We start from the raw sequence: 18,491 nt of genomic DNA, 5'->3' as shown, positions 1-18,491 counted from the left end.
ACCGCATGAGCAGAGTGGCGCGAAAGCCCACGTTGGCGAACATCCTTCGAGGAGCGAAACTGGATTAACGTTCCACTCTTCGGCACACAGCGTAGGTGTCGGTCATCACAGCCTGCACTCTTGTGGCAGACCCACCGGTCCAATCCCACACAGCATGTTCAGGAGAAACCATGTCTTCCATCCCCTCGCATTCGACGGCCGTTCCGTCGGCGCATGGTGAATCAACGAAGAAGGACACCCGCCGCGCGCTGGTCTCCAGCTTCCTCGGATCCACCGTCGAGTACTACGACTTCCTGCTCTACGCCGCAGCCGCGGGACTCGTTTTCCCCAAGCTCTTCTTCTCTGCCGACATGGATCCCGCACTCGGCACGATGCTGTCCTTCGTGATCCTCCTGGCTGGCTACATCTCCCGCCCCATCGGCGGCATCCTGTTCGGCCACTACGGTGACAAGTTCGGGCGCAAGAACATGCTGTTCATCACCCTGATGATGATGGGTATCGTCTCCATCTGCATCGGGCTCATGCCGACCTATGCGGCCATCGGCGTCGCAGCCCCGCTGATCCTCGTACTCTTGCGCGTTGTGCAGGGGCTCGCCGTCGGCGGCGAATGGGCCGGCGCCACGCTGATGGCAGCCGAGCACGTCAAGGAAAAGAACCGCGGAATCGCGGCCTCGATTGCCGTGACCGGCGGTCCGACCGGTTCTGTCCTCGCCACCCTGATCCTGGGGCTCTTCGCCGGATTGCCCGAGGAGGCGTTCCTCAGCTGGGGCTGGCGCATCCCGTTCCTGATGTCTGCGGCCCTCGTGATCATCGGACTCTACCTGCGGTACCGCGTCACCGAGTCCCCGGCCTTCGTCAAGGCCCGCCAGGCCGGCGAAATCCACACTGGCGTCCCCATCCTGCGAGTGTTGAAGAAGTACCCGCTTTCGTCGGTATACGGCATCCTCGCGGTGGCCGGACCGCTGTTCATGCAGGCGCTCCTCGCGGTTTTCATGGTTCCCTACGTCGTGGCATCGGGCGCCGTCGACCGCCAAACGGCGCTGATGATGCTGACCGCATCCTCGTTCGTGCACATCTTCGCCATCCCGTTCTTCGCCTGGCTCTCCGACAAGTACGGACGCAAGCCCGTGATGCTCGCAGGCGCCGCCGTCTCCGTGACGCTGGTCTTCCCGATGTTCGCCATGTTCAACTCCGGTAGCTTCTGGCTGATCGCCTTGGCCTTCATGGTCGGCAATCCCATCATCCAGGCCTCGATGTACGGACCGATCGGCGCCTTCCTCGCCGAAAAGTTCGAGACCGAGGACCGCTACACCGGCGTATCCCTGACGTTCCAGGTCGGCTCGGTCCTCGGAGCCGGCACAGCGCCCCTGCTGGCCACGTGGCTCATCGGCTTGGAGAACGGCGGCGGCACCACCAACATCGCCTGGTACTTCATCGGCCTGATCGCCCTCTCGGCCCTCGCCGTATACCTCTCCAAGGAGACCCGCGGCCGAGCGGCCCGCGACCAGACCGCTCGCGACGAGGCATCTGCCGTTTCGTCGGCATAAGCGCGGCTTCCCGCACGACGGCGGCGCAGCGGACTCCAGTGTCATGCCGGGGTCCGTTGCGCCGTCCCATCAGTCGCGACGCAACGCCCGCACACGGCTCGCGAGGAGGCAAAATACGTTGCCCTCGGGGTCGGCGAGGACTTCCCAGGACTCGTCGCCGGCCTGGCCCACTTCGGTTCGTACGGCACCCAGGTTCAGGAGCCAATCGAGCTCGGCGGTCTGATCCCGGTCGGTGGGGTTGATGTCGAAGTGGAGACGGGGCCTTCCCAATGGCGGCTCGGCTACGGGCGCGAACAGCAGCGTGGGCTGCCAAGGCGCCGATGGCGCGGCCCGGTCCGCCTCGTCCGCGTCCGGGTCGTCGGCAACGAGGACCGCCTGCCCCGGCTGTCCAATCTCGACCCAGCCCTCCTCGTCCCGTTCCAGAACCTCGTACCCGAGGACTGTGCACCACCAAGCGGCCAGTGCGTCCGGATCGACGGCGTTGATAACGAACTCGGTAATTCGACTGGCCATGGCCACACGGTAATTGCCCTGGACAGGTCGCTCAACCCCCACAGAGGCGCGCGTGCACGCTGGCGCCTTCGCGACCGACCCTGCGGAGAGCGTGTTTCGTGGCGTTCTGTCAGGCGGCACCCGTCCTCAACGGACGGGTGCCGGCGTCGTTAGGGTGAAGGCAGCCGCCCAGCCGCGCGGCAACCAAGCACACGCCGACCACCACCCAAGGAGCCGACCATGGCACATCCCGCCGACCTCGACGAATTCACCGTGTACGTCGACAAGTTCACCGCCCGGCTTGGCTTCGACGACATCGTGGCCACGCTGGGGCTGAAGCCCCACGCGGTCGATTCCGATTCGATCAGTATGAGCATGCAGTTGACCGAGCCCCTGTCCCAAGCCACCGGCATGTTCTCCGCCGCCGCCCTCTTCGGCGCAGCGGACATCACCGGCACGTTCCTGGCCATGCAGGCCTACGCCGGAACGGGCCAGTTCCCGCTGGCGGTCCAGTCGAACCTGAACTTCATGTCCAACTCCAAGGCCTCCCCCGCCATAGCGACGGCGCGGATCCTGCGCGGAGGCGGGTCCGTGGCGGTCGCCGAGGTCGCCGTCCGCGACGCCGACGGCAAAGAGCTTGTGCACTCGACGTTCACGTACGTGATCAAGGAACGCAACGTCGGCAAGTAGCCTCCGTGTTCCGTTAGGCGGAACAGGCGTATGTTCACCACCGGCCGCCGGGTGTGCAATTGAAGCAGGACGAACCAAAGGAGCTAGCGCCATGAAACAGGCCCTCGTGTGCATGTCACACAGCCCGTTGCTGGAACACACGGCCCCCCCGGCCGACGTCAAGGCGGCCGTCGAGGCCGCGTTCGACCAGGTTCGCGCCTTCGCCGCGGACTTCAAGCCGGACCTGATCGTGAACTTCGGCCCGGACCACTACAACGGCTTCTTCTACGACCTCATGCCGCCGTTCTGCATCGGCTACGAGGCGCACGGCACCGGCGACTACGACTCGTGGTCCGGCCCCCTCAACGTGCCGACCGACACCGCCGAAGCGCTCGCCCAGTATGTGATCGACCAGGACATCGAAACGGCGATCTCCCGCAAGATGGAAGTCGACCACGGCGCGGTCCAGCCCATGGAAATCATCTTCGGCGACCTGAGCATCATCCCCGTGATCCCCGTGTTCGTGAACTCCGTGGCCCCTCCGTTCTCCAAGATGCGCCGCATCCGCGAGTTCGGCACCGCCGTCGGAAACTACTTCAAGGACACCGACAAAAAGGTGCTGTTCATCGGCTCCGGCGGACTGTCCCACGATCCGCCCGTCCCGCAAATCGCGACGGCGACCGAAGAGCAGCGCGCGTTCCTCACGGACGGCCGCCACCCCACTCCCGAGGCCCGCGCCGCCCGCCAGCAGCGCACCATCGACACCGCCAAGGCCTTCGCCCGCGGCGAGGCGGACATCATGGATCTGAACCCCCAATGGGACCGAGAGTTCCTCGAGGCCTGCAAGTCCGGCGACGTCCAGCGCTTCGACGCCTACATCCCGGCGGAAATGACCGCAGCGGCCGGCCACTCCTCGCACGAGGTCCGCACCTGGGTCGCGGCCTACTCGGCGCTGCGCGCCTGCGGCGAATACGAGGTCACGTACGAGTTCTACAAGCCCATCAAGGAATACATCGCAGGCTTCGGAGTGACGACGGCGGTGCTCAAGCCATGACGACGGCGGCAGAGAGCGGCGCGGCCGACTGGACCTCCAACCACTCCGACGAGGCGACCCGGGACGAGCAGATGCGCCGCTTGGCGGACGAACTCCTCGACGCGACCGAGACGCTGGAACCCGTGGCTCCGCTGCGCGACCGCGTGATCGACATGACCCTCGAGGACGCCTACGCGGTTCAGACGCACCAGTTGGAGCGGCACCTCGCCGACGGCCGCGTGCTGGCCGGGCGGAAGGTCGGGCTGACGTCCCTGGCAATGCAGAAGCAGCTCGGCGTCGACTCCCCCGATTTCGGGTTCTTCTTCGAGGACATGGTCCACCACGAGGGCGCCAAGCTGCCCGCCGGTGCGTTCATCGCTCCCAAGGTCGAGCCCGAGTTCGGATTCGTGCTCAAGGAGACGCTGCGGGGACCGGGCGTCACCGTGGAACAGGCCCGTGCGGCCATCGGCTCCGTGTACGCGGCGATCGAGATCATCGACTCCCGTGTGGAGAACTGGGACATCAGGCTCGTGGACACTGTCGCGGACAACGCGTCCTGCGGCGCCATCGCCGTCGGAACGACGCCGCTGGACGTCGCCGTGGAGGACCTCGCCGGCGTCGAATGCTCGCTCCTGATCGACGGCGAACGCCGCGAGACCGGAACCGGGGACGCCGTCATGGGGGATCCCGTCGCCCCGCTCGCATGGCTGGCCAACGTCCTCGGCGAACAGGGCGTGGCCTTGGAGGCCGGGCAGCTGGTTCTGCCGGGCTCGTTCACGAAGGCCCTCCCGGTCGAGGTCGGAAGCTCCGCGACCGCGGATTTCGGGTCACTCGGCTCACTCACCATCAACTTCGTCTAACCCCTAAGGATTTCCCCATGGCAAAGAAGACTGCCGCCATCGTCGGGTCCGGCAACATCGGTACCGACCTGATGTTCAAGCTGATGCGCCGTTCGAAGAACGTCGAGGTCAAGTACATGATCGGCGTCGACCCGGCCTCCGACGGCCTCGCCCGCGCCGCCCGCCTGGGCCTGACCACCTCCGCCGAGGGCGTCGACTGGCTCCTCGCGCAGGACGAGCTGCCCGACTTCGTGTTCGAGTGCACGTCCGCGAAGGCCCACGCGGCCAACGCCCCCAAGTACAAGGCCGCCGGGATCCACGCGATCGACCTGACGCCGGCCGCCGTCGGGCCGTACCTCGCGCCCGTCGTGAATCTCGACTCGCTGACGGACACCATGAACGTCAACATGATCACCTGCGCCGGCCAGGCCACGACGCCGATCGTCGCCGCCGTCTCCTCCGTCGTCCCGGTGGACTACGCGGAGATCGTCGCGTCCATCGCCTCCAAGTCCGCCGGCCCGGGCACCCGCGCCAACGTCGACGAGTTCACCGAGACCACCGCCAAGGCACTCGAGGTCGTCGGCGGGGCCAAGCGGGGCAAGGCGATCATCATCATCAACCCGGTCGAGCCGCCGATGATGATGCGCAACACCATCTACTGCGCCATCCCCGCCCAGGCAGCCGAGCCCGGCGCGACCCAGGACGCGATCCGCGCCGCCATCGAGACGGCTGCGGAGAACATCCGCGACTACGTGCCCGGCTACGAACTGCGCGTCGAGCCGCAGTTCGACACCGCGCGCGAGGACTGGGGCGGCAACGGCCGCGTCGGCATCTGGGTGCAGGTCGCCGGCGCCGCCGACTACCTCCCGGAGTACGCCGGCAACCTGGACATCATCACCGCGGCCGCCACCCGGACCGCCGACCTGCTCGCCCAACGCATGGACGAGCGTTCCGCCGAGCTGGCCAGCGCCGGCACCGAAACCAAGTAGGAGCCCGCCATGACCACCACCACGGACACCCCCGTGCCCACGATCTTCGATGTCCGCCTGACGGACACCACCCTCCGCGACGGCTCGCACGCCATGAGCCACAAGTTCACGGAGCGCCACGTGCGCGACGTCGTCCGCGCCCTGGACGACTCCCGGGTCGAGGTCATCGAGGTGACCCACGGCGACGGCCTCGGCGGCTCCTCCTTCAACTACGGCTTCTCCCTGACGCCGGAACTGGACCTCATCAAGGCCGCCGTCGACGAGGCCAAGCAGGCCAAGATCGCCGTCCTGATGCTCCCGGGCCTGGGCACCATCCACGACCTGAACCAGGCGCACGACGCCGGCGCCTCGGTCGCGCGCATCGCCACCCACTGCACCGAGGCCGACATCTCGATTCAGCACTTCCAGCACGCCCGCAAGCTGGGCATGGAAACCGTCGGCTTCCTGATGCTCTCCCACCGCACGACGCCGGAAAACCTCGCCCAGCAGGCGCGCATCATGGCCGACGCCGGCTGCCAGTGCGTCTACGTCGTCGACTCGGCCGGCGCGCTGATCCTCGAGGACGTTTCCGACCGCGTTTCCGCGCTGGTCTCCGAGCTCGGCGACGACGCTCAGGTCGGCTTCCACGGCCACCAGAACATGAGCTTCGGCGTCGCCAACTCGGTCTACGCGGTGCGTGCCGGGGCCAAACAGATCGACGGCACGCTCGTGGCCCTCGGCGCCGGTGCGGGCAACTCCCCCACCGAGGTCCTGGCCGCCGCGTTCGACCGTCTGGAGATCAAAACGGGCGTCGACACGCAGGGCCTCATGGCCGCCGCGGAGGACGTCGTCAAGCCGTTCATCACCCGCATGCCGGTCATGGACCGCGCGTCCATCATGCAGGGCTACGCGGGGGTGTACTCCTCGTTCCTGATCCACGCCGAACGCGCCGCCGAACGGTACGGCGTCCCCGCATACAAGATCCTCGAGGAGATCGGCAAGGCCGGCTACGTCGGCGGCCAGGAGGACATGATCGTCGACGTCGCCGTGCAACTGGCGGCCGAGGGCAAGTAGCCCCTCCCCACTTACCGTTTCGACAAAGGTAGATGCTCCAATTCGGGCAAAAAAGAACATCTACCTTCGTCGAAACCGGAGAGTTCGGCATCGTGCTTCGTCGAGATCTACGTGGGCTTGCTTCGAGCTGGCGACCGGCCCGTTGCGGAGCCCTCCACCGGCGCGGGGACATTCGCCAACGTGCATAGTCCTCGGGGCGCGGGCGGCACCTGCGGCATGTGCGAAGATCGAGCCGTGAACCAGCAACCCGACGTCGAGTTGAAGCGCCCGGCCTCCCGCACCGCGGGATCCCAGACGCTGGCGCGCGGGCTGGATGTTCTGCAGGCCGTGGCGCTCTCCCGCGACGGACTGAGCGTGGCGGAGGTGGCCGAGCGCGCCGGCGTCCACCGCACCATCGCGTACCGGATCCTGAACACCCTGGCCGATGCGCGCTTGGTGCACCGCGGCCACGATGCCCGCTACCGCGGCGCCGCCGGCCTGCTGGCCCTGTCCTCCGCCGCGCTGCGGGCGGTCAACGCGGCGGCGCTGCCGGTGCTGCGCGAGACGGCGGACGGGCTCGGCGCGACCGTTGCCCTCATCGTGCGTGAGGGGGACGACGCCGTGGCCCTCGCCGTCGTCGCGCCCACGCGCGGCTCGTACCACGTGGCGTTTTCGCAGGGCAGCCGCCACCCGCTGGAACGCGGGGCCGCCGGCCATGCGCTGCTCGCCGCGGGCCCCACGTCGGGGAGCGAAATCGCGGTCGTGGCACGGGTGCGGTCCGACGGCTTCGCGCTCACCTTCGGCGAGGTCGAACCGAACATGTATGGACTCGCCGTCCCGCTGGACGCGCGGGCCGTGGGCATCGAGGCGTGTCTGAACGTCATCACCGTCCGCGAAGAAGCGGCGACGAACGCCGTCGGCCCACTCCGCGCCGCCGCCGCCCGCATCGCCGAGCGGATGGAATCCTAGCAGCGCCTCAGGCGGAGGCGACCAGCTCCCAGTCCTTGACATCGGCCACGGGCGAGAACACGCTGCCGTCCAGTTCGTCGAACCCGGCGTTTCCGCGGGCCCGCCGCGGCCAGTCTCGCGTGGCCAGCGCTGCCTTCCCGAGGGCGACCACGTCCGCCGCGCCAGACTCGACGAGCGCCGACGCGGAGGCGGGATCGTCCAGGCTCCCGTTGGCGATGATGGTCAGCCCGGAATGGCGCTTGGCCAGGGCCGCGAGCGAATCGCCGCCCCCCTCGAAGGCCGGGGCGTCGGCCCGGCGTTCCGTGGTGTGGATGTAGTCGATCCCGGTCGCGGCGAGGGCCGTGAAGATGGTCTCAGCCTCCGCGGCGCCGGACCACTTGTGTCCGTGGTCGCTAACCTTCCCCTGAGAGATGCGGATGCCGACGCTCAGGGACGGGCCGACTGCCTCGCGGACGGCCCGGCTGATTTCGACGGCGAAGCGCACACGGTTCTCGGGCGTTCCCCCGTATTCGTCCGTACGCTCATTGAGGTAGTCGGTGAGGAACTGGTCCAGGAGGTACCCGTTGGCGCCATGGATCTCCACGCCGTCGAATCCGGCGGCGCGGGCGTTCAGCGCGGCGGCGACGAAGCCTTCCCGGACCTCGCACATCTGTTCCCTCGTGATCTCGGCCGGGCGGCGGTAGGGACCCTCCCCGCGGTAGAAGCCGAGTTGCTCGCCCTTCGGGGCGATCGCGGAGGGGCCGACCGTCGTCGGGACGAACCGGTTGCCCTGGGATTGCGCGCCGGCGTGCATCAGCTGGGCGAACATGCGGGATCCGCGCGCATGGACGGCGTCGACGACCTGCGCCCACGCTTCGGCCTGTTCGGCCGTCGCCAGGCCCGGCTGGAAGCGGTAGCCCTGGCTGTGGGCGGTGTCCGTGTAGATGCCCTCGGTGATCAGCAACCCGAAGCCCCCGTCGGCGAACCGCGAGTAATAGGCCGCCATGCGGTCCGTGGCGTAGCCGTCCTCGGTGGCGCTCACGCGGGTCATGGGCGCCAGGGCAACCCTGTTGGGCACCTCTGTGGGGCCGATCTTGAAGGAGTTCCAGAGGGGAGCAAAGTGAGGCATGTGCGGTGTCCTAGAAAGTCTCGTGGATTTTCGTGGTCGATACGCCGGAGTCCTCGGCGCACTGCTTCCACAAGGACGGGACGGGTGCCCAATATTCCCCGTGGGGGTTTTCCGGCGCTCGAACGTTCCGCGCAACAGAACACGACTATTGACCTGCGTCACAGTCTGCTGATGAGATGGATCGCAAGTTGTTGCACATATCGCTTGAACTGTGCGCTATATACACTGAAGGATGAGATTCTCATGAACAACCCCACGCCCAGCCCCGATGCCAGCGAAGTACTGATCGTTGGAGCCGGTCCAGCCGGCCTGATGCTGGCGAACGTCCTCGGCATGTACGGCCGCAAGGTCACCGTGCTGGAGGCCATGGACCAGCTGATCGATTATCCGCGCGGTGTCGGCCTGGACGACGAGTCTTTCCGCACCATCCAGACCGTCGGCCTCGTGGACACCATCCAGCCGCACACCACGCCGCAGCACATCATGCGGCTGGTCAACGGCGCCGGAAAGGTCATCCTCGTCAACAACCCCCAGACCGACGAATTCGGCTGGGGCCGCAAGCACGGCTTCATCCAGCCGGAGGCGGACAAGGCGCTTTACGAGGGCCTCGCGCGCTTCAAACACGTTCAGGTGCTCTTCGGCCACCGCGTCGAAGACGTGCGGGAAACCGCCGACGGAGTCACCGCCGTCGCACTGGTCGCCGGGCCTGACGGGGAACTCGAGGAACGGAACTTCACCGCCCAGTACCTGGTGGGCTGCGAGGGCGGCAAGTCACCGACGCGCAAGCGCATGGGAGTCTCCTTCGAGGGCGAGTCCCCCTCCACCCGCTGGCTCGTCGTGGACGTCAACAACGATCCGCTCGGCACGCCCAACGTGTTTCTCGGCGCCGATCCGAAGCGCCCCTACGTCTCGATCGGTCTGCCCCACGCCGTACGGCGCTGGGAATTCATGCTGCACGACGGCGAGACGGAAGATCAGGTCACGGATCCGGCCTACGTCAACAACCTGCTCAGCGCGCACGTCCCGGACCCGTCGAAACTGGACTTCATCCGCCGTCGCGTGTTCACGCACCACGCACGCGTGGCCGGCAACTTCCGGAAGGGCCGCCAACTGATCGCCGGCGACGCCGCACACCTGATGCCAGTCTGGATGGGCCAGGGGTGGAACTCGGGCATGCGCGATGCCACCAACCTCGGTTGGAAGCTCGCCGCAGTGTTGTCGGGACAGGCAGGCGACGCGCTGCTGGACACCTTCACCACGGAGCGCAAGGAGCACGCCCAGGCGATGGTGGATCTGTCCCTGACGTTCGGGAACTTCATCAAGATCACCAACCCGTTGCTGGCCGCCGGCCGCGACGCGGCGTCGTCGGTCCTGAATCTCTTCCCGTCGGTGAAGAGCTACTTCTCCGACATGAAGTTCAAGCCGATGCCGCGCTACACACAAGGAGTCCTGGCGGATCCCAATACGCAGGCGTCCGGCCGCGCCGCGGCAAGGCTGACCAGCAAGCTGGTGCCGGTGCTGACGGCAAACAACAAGGTCTCTCCGGTTGGCGTCCAGTTCCCGCAGCCGCGCGTCAACTCGAAAGCGGGCGCGAACGTCCTGTTGGACGACGCGATCGGCAATTGGTGGGCCGTCGTCGTATGGGGCAACAGCCCGAAGGACGTGCTCCCGTCCGAGTCGCTGGAGAAGCTCCGCACCCTGGGCGCCCGCCTGGTCTGCGTCCTGCCCGAGACGCAGCGGGCGTGGGCGGAGCGGGACATGGGCGAGGACGTGCTGGTTCTCGGCGACCACACCGGCCGCATGAAAAAGTGGTTCGACGATCGCCCGACTCCGCTGGTCTTCCTGCGTCCGGACCGGTTCGTCGCCGGTGCCTGCCTGACGCAGAACGCCCCCGCGACGCTGGACGCGATCCTGCGTTCCATGGCGTTCACCGGCAAGCCGGCGGCCCACGGAGCGGTGCAGGTTCCTGATGACGCCCGCGAGCTCCTGGGCTAGTCCCTCACGCAAAACGGTCCGGCTCCCCACAGGGAGCCGGACCGTTTTTCCGTTTCCTGGTCCTGCCGGATGCGCTACTTGCCGCCGACGCCCTGCGCGGTCAGGTACTGCTTGATGACCGTGTTGAACTCCTCGGCACGCTCCACCTGGGACCAGTGGCCGCACTGGCTGAAGATGTGCGCGTCCGCGCTCGGGATCACGTTGAGCAGCTCCCACGTGCGCGACGGCGGGATGACGACGTCCTGCATGCCGTGGATGAGCAGGACCGGGATCTCCAGCTTGGAGAGCACCTCGAAGTCCAGCGGGAGGGCGTCGCGGTCCCGGTCGCGGGCCGTGACGACCTCGACGAGGCGGTCGGAGGCGGTGTCGTTCAGCGCGGACTGGTAGCGCAGCGAGACGAGCTCCTCCGTGACCAGCGACTTGTCGACGACGAACTGCTCCAGCGTGCGGCGGATGCCGGCCTCGGACAGTTCCGGCTTCGCGTGTCCGGACAGCGCCGCGGTCTTCTTCGCCCCGCCGGTGCCCATGGAAACGATGCCCAGCAGGCGCTCCGGGAAGTCGATGGCGAACTGCATCGCCACCCAGCCGCCGATCGAGTTGCCCACGATCCACGTCTTGTCGATGCCCAGCGCGTCCAGCACGCGCACGGAGTGGCGGACCCATTCCTTGATGCCGTATTCGGTGCCGGGGGCCACGACGGACTGGCCGTAGCCGATCGAGTCGATCGCGATGCAGCGGCCGAGTTCGGAAATCTCCGGGAGATTCAGCCACCAGTTCGCGGCCGCGGTGACGCCGGTGCCGGAGCCGTGGAGGAAGAGGATCGGGGTGCCCTCGCCGAGCTCGTGGTAGTGGGTGACCTCGCCGGGAGCGGTCTCGAGCCACTTGTCCTCGAGGCCGAAGAACTTGTCCGTGGTGTAGTCGGGAATCTGAACTGTGGTCATGGCGCACTCCTGTTGCTCGTCGTCGCGCAGAGGTCCTCGCGGACCCGCGGCCTGGGTGGGGCGGCCCCGCGCACGCGCAGGGTTCCCCTCCCTGACAAGCCTAGGGACGCGCGACCCTCTGGCCACGGGACCGTTCCGGCAGGCGGCACAAAGGCAACGGCACGACGGCGGTCCGCTCTGCGCCAGGACGTCGTGGACGTCCCAGCCCGGGCACGGCGACGGCGTCGTCCAGCTCCGCTGCAGACCGCGGGCGTCAGCCCCGCCGGCCTGCGATGTTGACCATCCAGCCGATCCCGAACCGGTCCGTGCACATCCCGAAGCTGTCGCCCCACGGCGCCACCGCGAGGGGCTCGATGATGGTTCCGCCGTCAACAAGCTTGTCCCAGTAACCGCGCAATTCCGCCTCGTCGCCGCCGCTCAGGGACACGGAAAACCCCTTCGGGGTGTTGTACTCCATGGCGTTGGGCGTGTCCGAACCCATGAGTGTCAGCCCGTTGGCTCCCGTCACCTGGCCGTGCATGATCTTTTCCTTTTCGGCCGGTTCCTCACTGGCCTGGAAGTCGCCGAATGTGTTCAGCACGAGTTCGCCGCCGAAGACGCCGTGGTAGAACTCCAGCGCGTCGCGGGCGTTGTCCTTGAAGCCGAGGTACGGGTTGAGCGTCGTCGCCATTTTTGTGCCACTCCTCGGAGATGAATGCGTCCGGGCACCTGGGCAACTGCCGGAGCCGACTGAAGGCTCCCATTATGCTCCGGCACGGCCGCTTAGGCGAGGGCCGCCGCAGCCGCCCGCGTCGACATGTTTCGGCGCGTTGCGGTTCGTGACGAAACCCTTGAACCACCCCGCCATCCCCCGTCAGACTCGTCGGAGAATCAAGAGTTCCAACCACGGGCCCTGGCCGGTTGGACGGCAACCCTCCCGCTGTAGCGGGGTGCCCCAGGTGAGGATTCGACGCCGGCCCGGCTTGGGCGGCGTAAGTATGGCGACGTGCCTGGCATGCGCCACGACACCAAGGATCGATCATGACCCAGACTTCCCTGCAGGACCTGAACGAGGTTCGCGCCGCGCGGCTCGACGACGCCGGAGCCTTCTGGTCCGGCAAAATCGCCGCCGACGCCGCGAACGCCCGCCTGACGTATGGCGCACGGGGGGCCGGCGAGGGCTCGGTGGCCACGCGCATCACGACCGGAGGACATGAGTTCACCGTCGACGAGCCTGCCGGGCTGGCCGGCGACAACGCGGCGGCGAGCCCGGTGGAATACGCGCTCGGCGCCTTGGCATCCTGCCAGGTGGTGGTCTACAGGCTGTACGCCCACCAGCTCGGCATCCGGGTCGACGACATCACGATCGACGCCGAGGGAGACCTCGACGTGCGGGGTCTCTTCGGCGCCGATGCAACGGTCCGGCCGGGCTTTTCCGCGGTTCGCCTGCGCGTAGTCATCACCGGACCGGAATCGCAGGAGCGCTACGACGAACTGCGGCGGACCGTCGACGAACGCTGCCCGGTGCTGGACCTGTTCGCCAACCCGACGCCGGTGGAGATCGAGGTGGCCGCGAACCCAGCCGGATAGGGCAAGGGGCTACGGCAGCGGGCGTCCGCGGGCCGCGGTCCAGAGGGCGTACCAGTCGTCGGAGGCCATGGCCTCGGCGACACGTTCGGCGTCGGCGCAGGCCGCGATGCGTCCGGGGTTCGACGTGCCGACGACGGGACGGATGTTCGCGGGGTGGCGCATCAGCCAGCCCAGCACGACGGACTCCGGCGCGCAATCCAGGCGTTGCGCCAGGGCGGCGACCATGCGGGAAGCGGCCGCGTCCGCAGGTTCCGTCCCGGCGCCGTCGGCCGGCCGTCCGCTGTAGCGACCCTGCGCCAGCGGACCCCAGGCCTGGAGCTCGACGCCGTTGGCCGCGCAGTATTCGAGCGCACCGTGCGGGAAACAGACGTCCGCGCCCTCGGCGTGGTTGACGAGGACGCCCGCCTCCAACCAGCCGAGCCGGTGCAGGCTCATCTCCAACTGGTTGACGGCCAGCGGCTCGTCGAGGGCGGACTGCAGCGCGCCCATCTGCTCGGCGGACATGTTCGAGACGCCCAACCGCAACACCTTCCCGGCGGCCTTGAGGTCGGCGTAGGCGCCGGCGATTTCCGCCGGCGTGGCCAGCGGGTCCGGCCGGTGGACGAGCAGCGTGTCCACGCGGTCCGTGCCGAGGCGCCGCAGGCTGTCCTCGACCCGGGCCGCGATGGTCCCGGCGGACGCGTCGTAGCGGCCGGGAGTGTCCGGCGTGCCCAGCACTATCCCGCACTTGGTCTGCAGGTGGAGTTGGTCGCGAAGCTCGGGGCGTTCGGCCAGGACGCGGCCGAACACCTCCTCCGACTTGCCGTTGCGGTAGATGTCAGCGTGGTCGAACACCGTGATGCCGGCCTCCAGCGCGGCGTCGACGGCGCGGTGCGCCTCGAACACGTCGGCTGCCTCGAGCGGTCCGGCGCCCCAACCCCCGCCCAGGCCCATGCATCCAAAGATCAGGCGGGATGCGGCTTCGTGCATGCTGGTGCTCCTTCGGTAGGTGGACTCACAGCGTACGACGCCGGTGCGCGCCGGCGCCTGCGCCAGCGCCGACGCTCGGGGCTACTAGCGGGAGCCGGGATCGTCGTCCCCGAAGACCTCCGGCTTGAAGGTGATGTAGGCCTCCGGCGCGTTGAGCTGCGGCGCGTCGAGGAAGCTCAGGACGCTGCGCATCGACGACTGCATCACGGCCGTGCCGATCCCGCCCGGCGATGCACCGATGATACCGGTGGGCTTGCGCGAAAGAGTTGCTGCCCCACGGGCGGGAACCCCAGTCGATCGCGTTCTTCAGCGCGCCGGGGATGGACCGGTTGTACTCGGGGGACACGATGAGGATTCCGCCCGAGCCCTCAATCGCTGCCTTGAGCTCCTTACCGGCCACCGGGAAGTCGGCGTCGAAGTCCGGGTTGTAGAGGGGAAGGTCGGCAATGGGGATCTCGAGCACAGCGATCCGCACCCGGCTAGATTTCAATTTCGTCAACACTCCAACAAGTCTTGACAAGATCCGTCACTTGGGGTCTAGTCTCTTAATAGATCCAAACGGCCTCCCCCAAGGGCCAACAGGATCACCGCGGCCCCGCCGTCCCCCAAGTGGCGGGCCCGCCAGCATCGGACCAGGCCAATGCCGATGCAGAATCAGTGCCCCCACCCCCTAGGCAGGGCGGGGGCACTCTGCTGTTCGGACCGGCTGGCCGCCCATAAACACCCCGACACGTCAGGCAAGGCCGGCGTTTTACAAAATGATTACCCCCGGGTATTGTTCCAACAGATCCAATGCTTCCCCCAAGCCGCTTGGATCTTTCGTTCCCGCCTTCCCCCAAGTGGCGGGGACGCGTGCCAAACCCAAGAGGCGGCACATGAAAACGCCCCCGCCGATGAGACCGGCGGGGGCGTTTTCGCGCCTTACGGGTTCCTGATCACCAGGCCGGCAGCGTCGGCAAGGGGCCATCGGCCTCCAAATACCCGGCGTGGCCACGGGAGAGCCATTCGAGCAGGCCCTCCCGGTCCGATTCCACTCGCAGGGAGCCGTCGCCGATCACCCACTCGTCGCGCTCCTCCGTCACCAGGGTCATGCCGGGGGCGTCCTTGGCCCGCATGGTGCGCACCGCTGCCTCGAGGGCGTCGAGCACCGAGTCGGGATCGGCCTCCTCGATGGTCCAGGCGGTGTCCAAGTCGTTGTGGTGGACGACGACCTCGGCGATGCGCAGTGCCACGATGGAGAGCACGGGGATCCGCTTGCCGTGCAGGTGCACCTCCTCGACCGCAAAGTCGCCCGCCAGTCGCCGGGCCTGCTCGGAGAAGTACGCCGCGGACTCCCGGAAGGCATCGAGCAGTTCTTTCCGCGGGCGGGCGGCGATCTCCGCGATCTCCGCGTCGCGGGCCTCCCGGGACGCGTAGGGTTGCTGCTCCTCTCCCGTGACGGCCCAATCGATGAGCTTGACCAGGGCGCGGCCGTTGGAGGCCAGGTGCGCAATGACATCGGCGCGGCTCCAACTGCCGCACAGCGACGGCCGGGGGAGTTCGTCGTCCGCCAGCGACTCGATCGTGGCCAGGAACATGTCCGTTTCTCGGCCGAGTCGGGAGATGTCCGAGTGGAGGGAAGCTGAGTTGATCATGAGGCCACCTTATCCAGTGGCCACGGCGCGAATCGCCCTTACCGGCGATCCATATGCAAACGGTCCTGACTGATCCGCCGGGACGAACTACGCCCGCCGGCCGCGCAGGGCGGCGTGCTGCTCCAGCCCGTAGTAGGTCCGGCGATGGTAGACCAGCGGGACCGCCGGCGAACCGCCGTCGGACACCTGAAGGACGCGCGCCGCCGCGAGGACGCCCGCGCCCACCGGCGTCCGGCTGACGATCGCGCACCGCAACACCGTTCCCACCCCGCGCAGGATGGGCTCGCCAGTGGGCGCCGTGTACCAGTCCATGTCCGTTCCGAAGCGGCGCGAGCCCGGACGCGCGAACAACTCGGCGAGTCGGTGGTTGGCGATGGTCAGCAGGTGCACCGCGACGGCGTGGCCGGCGAGGACCGCGGCCCCGGACGTGCTGTCCGTCGAGACGGAGAAGGCGAGCGCCGCGGGATCGGCGGACACCGAGATCACGGACGAGGCGGTGATGCCGACGGGACCGTCCGCGCCCGCCGCCGTGACGATGGCGACGCCCGCGGGGTGGCCCCCGAACGCCTGGCGGAACGCCGAGGCGAGGTCCGACGTCGTTTGCGTGCCCATGTGCCCCACCTTAGAACCGCTTCCGGTGCGGCGCCAGACGCGCGACGCCGGACGCGAGCGACGCGCGCCGCTACGGCATCAGACCCACCGCCTACCGGTCCCACGAAGGCACGGCGCCGCCGACCACCACGGACTAACGCGCCCGGCCGGCACCCGCCGCCACCATGCGTACACTTGTACACATGAAATCCCCAGCGCACCGCGAGTCCGCCCGCACGCGCCGGCACGATCCGGAGCGCCGGGACCGGATCGTCGACGTCGCCCTGGACGTCATCGCCGAACACGGGGTCGCGGGCACCACGCACCGGAGGGTGGCAGCGGCGGCCGACGTCCCGCTGGGGTCCATGACCTACCACTTCGGCGGGATCGAGGAGCTCCTCACGGCTGCGTTCACGAGGCTGGCCGACACCACCGCGGACGGGTTCGAGGCCGCACTGGCGGCCGCCGCCGACCGCCCGGCGGCGCGGGAGGCCGTCGTCGGATTGATCACCGGGGACCTCCTCGGCTCCCGCCGCGGCGCGATCCTGTCCTACGAGCTCTACGCGCTGGCCGCGCAGAACCCCGAATTGCGCCGGGTCACCGACGCGTGGATGGCGCGCAGCCGCCACGCGCTCGAGCGGCATTTCGACCCGGCCACCGCGGCGATGGTCGACGCGCTCATCGAGGGGCTGTCCATCCACCGCACCCTGTCCCTGCATCCCCTGCCCGTCGCGGAGATCCGCCATGCCGTCGAGAGAGTGACCACCACCCCGTGAACCCCGGAACCCTGACCCCGGACCGCGGCGCCCCGGCCGGGGCCCGCGCGCACGGCCGCGCCCGCCTGGCGGTGTCGCTGCTCTTCCTGACCAACGGCGCCCTGTTCGCGAACATCGTGCCCCGCTACCCCGAGATCCTGGACGCGCTGGGCCTGAGCAACGCGGCATTCGGCGCGGCCGTGGCCGCGTTCCCGCTCGGCGCGCTGATCGCCGGACTGGCCTCGGGCGCGCTCATCCGGCGCTTCCGCTCCTCCCGGGTCGCCGGCGTCGGCACCCTCCTCACCGGCACCGGCATCCTGCTCGCGGGGATCGCCCCGTCCTGGGCGCTGCTGGCCGGCGCGCTGTTCCTCGCCGGAGCGATGGACGCCATCACCGACGTCGCACAGAATTCGCACGGCCTGCGCGTGCAGCGGCTCTACCAGCGCTCGATCCTCAACTCGTTCCACGCCGTCTGGAGCATCGGCGCGGTCCTCGGCGGGCTCATGGGCGCCGCGGCGGTGGGTCTCGACGTGCCGCGCGGAGCGCACCTGGCCACCTCGCTGGTGCTCTTCGCCGCCGTCGTGCTCGCCTTCCACCGCTTCCTCCTGCCCGGCGCGGAACCGGCCGAGACCCCCGAACCCGCGCACGACGCCGTTGCCCCCACGCGCGCCCCGGCCGGACGGCGCGGACGCCTCGCCAAGTACGCGGTCCTGGCCGCGCTGGTGCTCATCGCTTCCTCCGGCTCGTTGGTCGAGGACGCCGGCAGCTCCTGGTCGGCCCTCTACCTCGGCACCGGACTCGGCGCCGCGGCGCCCGTCGCGGCACTCGGGTTCGTCGCCCTGACCGGCGCGCAGTTCATCGGACGCCTCGTGGGGGACCGCCTCGTGGACCGCTTCGGGCAGCGCGCCGTGGCGCAGGCCGGCGGTGCGACCACCGCCGTCGGAATGGGGGCCGCCCTGCTCTTCCCGACCGTCCCCGGGACCATCGCCGGCTTCGCCGCGGCCGGCCTCGGCGTCGCCACCCTGGTGCCCGCCGCGATGCACGCGGCGGACGAGCTCCCCGGCCTGAGGCCCGGCACCGGCCTCACCGTGGTGAGCTGGCTGATGCGGGTGGGTTTCCTGCTGTCCCCGCCGATCGTCGGGGCGGTGGCCGACGCCACCAGCCTGGCGACCGGCCTGCTGGTGGTGCCGCTGGCCGGGGTCCTGGTCCTCGCGTTCTCTCCGGTGCTGGCGGTCCGCCGCACCCGCCCCTCCCCACGTTTCGCCTGAGGTAGATGTCTTTTTTGGGTCGAAATTGCGCATCTACCTCAGGCGAAGCGGGAGCTGGTGACAGCTAGCGTCGTCGAAACGCGCGGCTTGT

At 68.6% G+C, this 18,491-nt stretch carries 19 protein-coding genes, 1 pseudogene and 1 riboswitch; of the genes and pseudogenes, 11 read left to right on the top strand and 9 right to left on the bottom strand.

Going from position 1 to position 18,491, the window contains the following annotated elements; all coding sequences use genetic code 11:
* The first annotated feature begins 170 nt into the window (after positions 1 to 170).
* Positions 171 to 1,547: an MFS transporter gene (locus ACHAAJ_RS14550; RefSeq protein WP_435728961.1), complete on the top strand. Its 1,377-nt coding sequence runs from the start codon at positions 171 to 173 to the stop codon at positions 1,545 to 1,547.
* A gap of 69 nt (positions 1,548 to 1,616) precedes the next feature.
* On the opposite strand, the gene ACHAAJ_RS14545 is transcribed toward ACHAAJ_RS14550, so the two are convergent.
* Positions 1,617 to 2,060: a VOC family protein gene (locus ACHAAJ_RS14545; protein WP_435728960.1), complete on the bottom strand. Its 444-nt coding sequence runs from the start codon at positions 2,058 to 2,060 to the stop codon at positions 1,617 to 1,619.
* Between the two features lie 219 nt (positions 2,061 to 2,279).
* Between ACHAAJ_RS14545 and ACHAAJ_RS14540 the strand changes: the two genes are divergently transcribed.
* The 6 genes from ACHAAJ_RS14540 (at position 2,280) to ACHAAJ_RS14515 (ending at position 7,570) form a co-directional block, all read left to right on the top strand.
* Positions 2,280 to 2,729 carry a PaaI family thioesterase gene (locus ACHAAJ_RS14540; RefSeq protein ID WP_435728959.1) on the top strand — a complete coding sequence of 150 codons (450 nt, stop codon included), beginning with the start codon at positions 2,280 to 2,282 and terminating at the stop codon, positions 2,727 to 2,729.
* A gap of 91 nt (positions 2,730 to 2,820) precedes the next feature.
* On the top strand, positions 2,821 to 3,762 hold the full coding sequence (locus tag ACHAAJ_RS14535; RefSeq protein ID WP_435728958.1) for a 3-carboxyethylcatechol 2,3-dioxygenase: 942 nt from the start codon (positions 2,821 to 2,823) through the stop codon (positions 3,760 to 3,762).
* Positions 3,759 to 4,601: a 2-keto-4-pentenoate hydratase gene (locus tag ACHAAJ_RS14530; protein WP_435728957.1), complete on the top strand. Its 843-nt coding sequence runs from the start codon at positions 3,759 to 3,761 to the stop codon at positions 4,599 to 4,601. Before ACHAAJ_RS14535 ends, ACHAAJ_RS14530 begins: the two co-directional genes overlap by 4 nt.
* A gap of 17 nt (positions 4,602 to 4,618) precedes the next feature.
* Positions 4,619 to 5,569, top strand: a complete 951-nt coding sequence (locus ACHAAJ_RS14525) for an acetaldehyde dehydrogenase (acetylating) (RefSeq protein ID WP_435728956.1) — start codon at positions 4,619 to 4,621, stop codon at positions 5,567 to 5,569.
* A 9-nt stretch (positions 5,570 to 5,578) separates the two neighbouring features.
* Positions 5,579 to 6,622: a 4-hydroxy-2-oxovalerate aldolase gene (gene dmpG / locus ACHAAJ_RS14520; RefSeq protein WP_435728955.1), complete on the top strand. Its 1,044-nt coding sequence runs from the start codon at positions 5,579 to 5,581 to the stop codon at positions 6,620 to 6,622.
* Between the two features lie 234 nt (positions 6,623 to 6,856).
* Positions 6,857 to 7,570, top strand: coding sequence for an IclR family transcriptional regulator (locus tag ACHAAJ_RS14515; RefSeq protein ID WP_435728954.1), 714 nt, complete (start codon positions 6,857 to 6,859; stop codon positions 7,568 to 7,570).
* Positions 7,571 to 7,577: 7 nt separating this feature from the next.
* Here ACHAAJ_RS14515 and ACHAAJ_RS14510 read toward each other — a convergent pair whose 3' ends face one another.
* Entirely contained in the window at positions 7,578 to 8,678 is a 1,101-nt protein-coding gene (locus tag ACHAAJ_RS14510; RefSeq protein WP_435728953.1) for an oxidoreductase, read from the bottom strand.
* A gap of 243 nt (positions 8,679 to 8,921) precedes the next feature.
* Here ACHAAJ_RS14510 and mhpA point away from each other — a divergent pair, with 243 nt between their 5' ends.
* Complete coding sequence (gene mhpA / locus ACHAAJ_RS14505; RefSeq protein ID WP_435728952.1) at positions 8,922 to 10,673, top strand: bifunctional 3-(3-hydroxy-phenyl)propionate/3-hydroxycinnamic acid hydroxylase MhpA; 1,752 nt, start codon at positions 8,922 to 8,924, stop codon at positions 10,671 to 10,673.
* 74 nt (positions 10,674 to 10,747) lie between these two features.
* Here the strand turns inward: mhpA and ACHAAJ_RS14500 are convergent, their stop codons facing one another.
* Positions 10,748 to 11,614: an alpha/beta fold hydrolase gene (locus ACHAAJ_RS14500; protein ID WP_435728951.1), complete on the bottom strand. Its 867-nt coding sequence runs from the start codon at positions 11,612 to 11,614 to the stop codon at positions 10,748 to 10,750.
* Positions 11,615 to 11,867: 253 nt separating this feature from the next.
* Complete coding sequence (locus ACHAAJ_RS14495) at positions 11,868 to 12,284, bottom strand: VOC family protein (protein WP_435728950.1); 417 nt, start codon at positions 12,282 to 12,284, stop codon at positions 11,868 to 11,870.
* 198 nt (positions 12,285 to 12,482) lie between these two features.
* A riboswitch (SAM riboswitch) is annotated at positions 12,483 to 12,598 on the top strand.
* Positions 12,599 to 12,634: 36 nt separating this feature from the next.
* Here ACHAAJ_RS14495 and ACHAAJ_RS14490 point away from each other — a divergent pair.
* Positions 12,635 to 13,183 carry an OsmC family protein gene (locus ACHAAJ_RS14490; protein WP_435728949.1) on the top strand — a complete coding sequence of 183 codons (549 nt, stop codon included), beginning with the start codon at positions 12,635 to 12,637 and terminating at the stop codon, positions 13,181 to 13,183.
* Between the two features lie 9 nt (positions 13,184 to 13,192).
* Here ACHAAJ_RS14490 and ACHAAJ_RS14485 read toward each other — a convergent pair whose 3' ends face one another.
* The 5 genes and pseudogenes from ACHAAJ_RS14485 to ACHAAJ_RS14465 form a co-directional block, all read right to left on the bottom strand.
* On the bottom strand, positions 13,193 to 14,152 hold the full coding sequence (locus tag ACHAAJ_RS14485) for an aldo/keto reductase (protein ID WP_435728948.1): 960 nt from the start codon (positions 14,150 to 14,152) through the stop codon (positions 13,193 to 13,195).
* Between the two features lie 84 nt (positions 14,153 to 14,236).
* Positions 14,237 to 14,359: a hypothetical protein gene (locus ACHAAJ_RS14480; RefSeq protein WP_435728962.1), complete on the bottom strand. Its 123-nt coding sequence runs from the start codon at positions 14,357 to 14,359 to the stop codon at positions 14,237 to 14,239.
* A gap of 31 nt (positions 14,360 to 14,390) precedes the next feature.
* A pseudogene (locus ACHAAJ_RS14475) lies at positions 14,391 to 14,615 on the bottom strand (NADPH-dependent FMN reductase); the annotation flags it as partial.
* A 472-nt stretch (positions 14,616 to 15,087) separates the two neighbouring features.
* Positions 15,088 to 15,786 carry a maleylpyruvate isomerase family mycothiol-dependent enzyme gene (locus ACHAAJ_RS14470; protein ID WP_435728947.1) on the bottom strand — a complete coding sequence of 233 codons (699 nt, stop codon included), beginning with the start codon at positions 15,784 to 15,786 and terminating at the stop codon, positions 15,088 to 15,090.
* An 87-nt stretch (positions 15,787 to 15,873) separates the two neighbouring features.
* Complete coding sequence (locus ACHAAJ_RS14465) at positions 15,874 to 16,398, bottom strand: flavin reductase family protein (protein ID WP_435728946.1); 525 nt, start codon at positions 16,396 to 16,398, stop codon at positions 15,874 to 15,876.
* A 182-nt stretch (positions 16,399 to 16,580) separates the two neighbouring features.
* Between ACHAAJ_RS14465 and ACHAAJ_RS14460 the strand changes: the two genes are divergently transcribed.
* Positions 16,581 to 17,153: a TetR/AcrR family transcriptional regulator gene (locus ACHAAJ_RS14460; protein ID WP_435728945.1), complete on the top strand. Its 573-nt coding sequence runs from the start codon at positions 16,581 to 16,583 to the stop codon at positions 17,151 to 17,153.
* Entirely contained in the window at positions 17,150 to 18,400 is a 1,251-nt protein-coding gene (locus tag ACHAAJ_RS14455) for an MFS transporter (protein WP_435728944.1), read from the top strand. Before ACHAAJ_RS14460 ends, ACHAAJ_RS14455 begins: the two co-directional genes overlap by 4 nt.
* Positions 18,401 to 18,491: the final 91 nt, after the last annotated feature.

It is taken from the genome of Arthrobacter arnarulunnguaqae (genome assembly GCF_051262515.1).
Taxonomy (GTDB): domain Bacteria; phylum Actinomycetota; class Actinomycetes; order Actinomycetales; family Micrococcaceae; genus Arthrobacter_N.
Note: the sequence above shows the minus strand (reverse complement) of the source record. Positions and strands in the feature narration are given on the sequence as shown.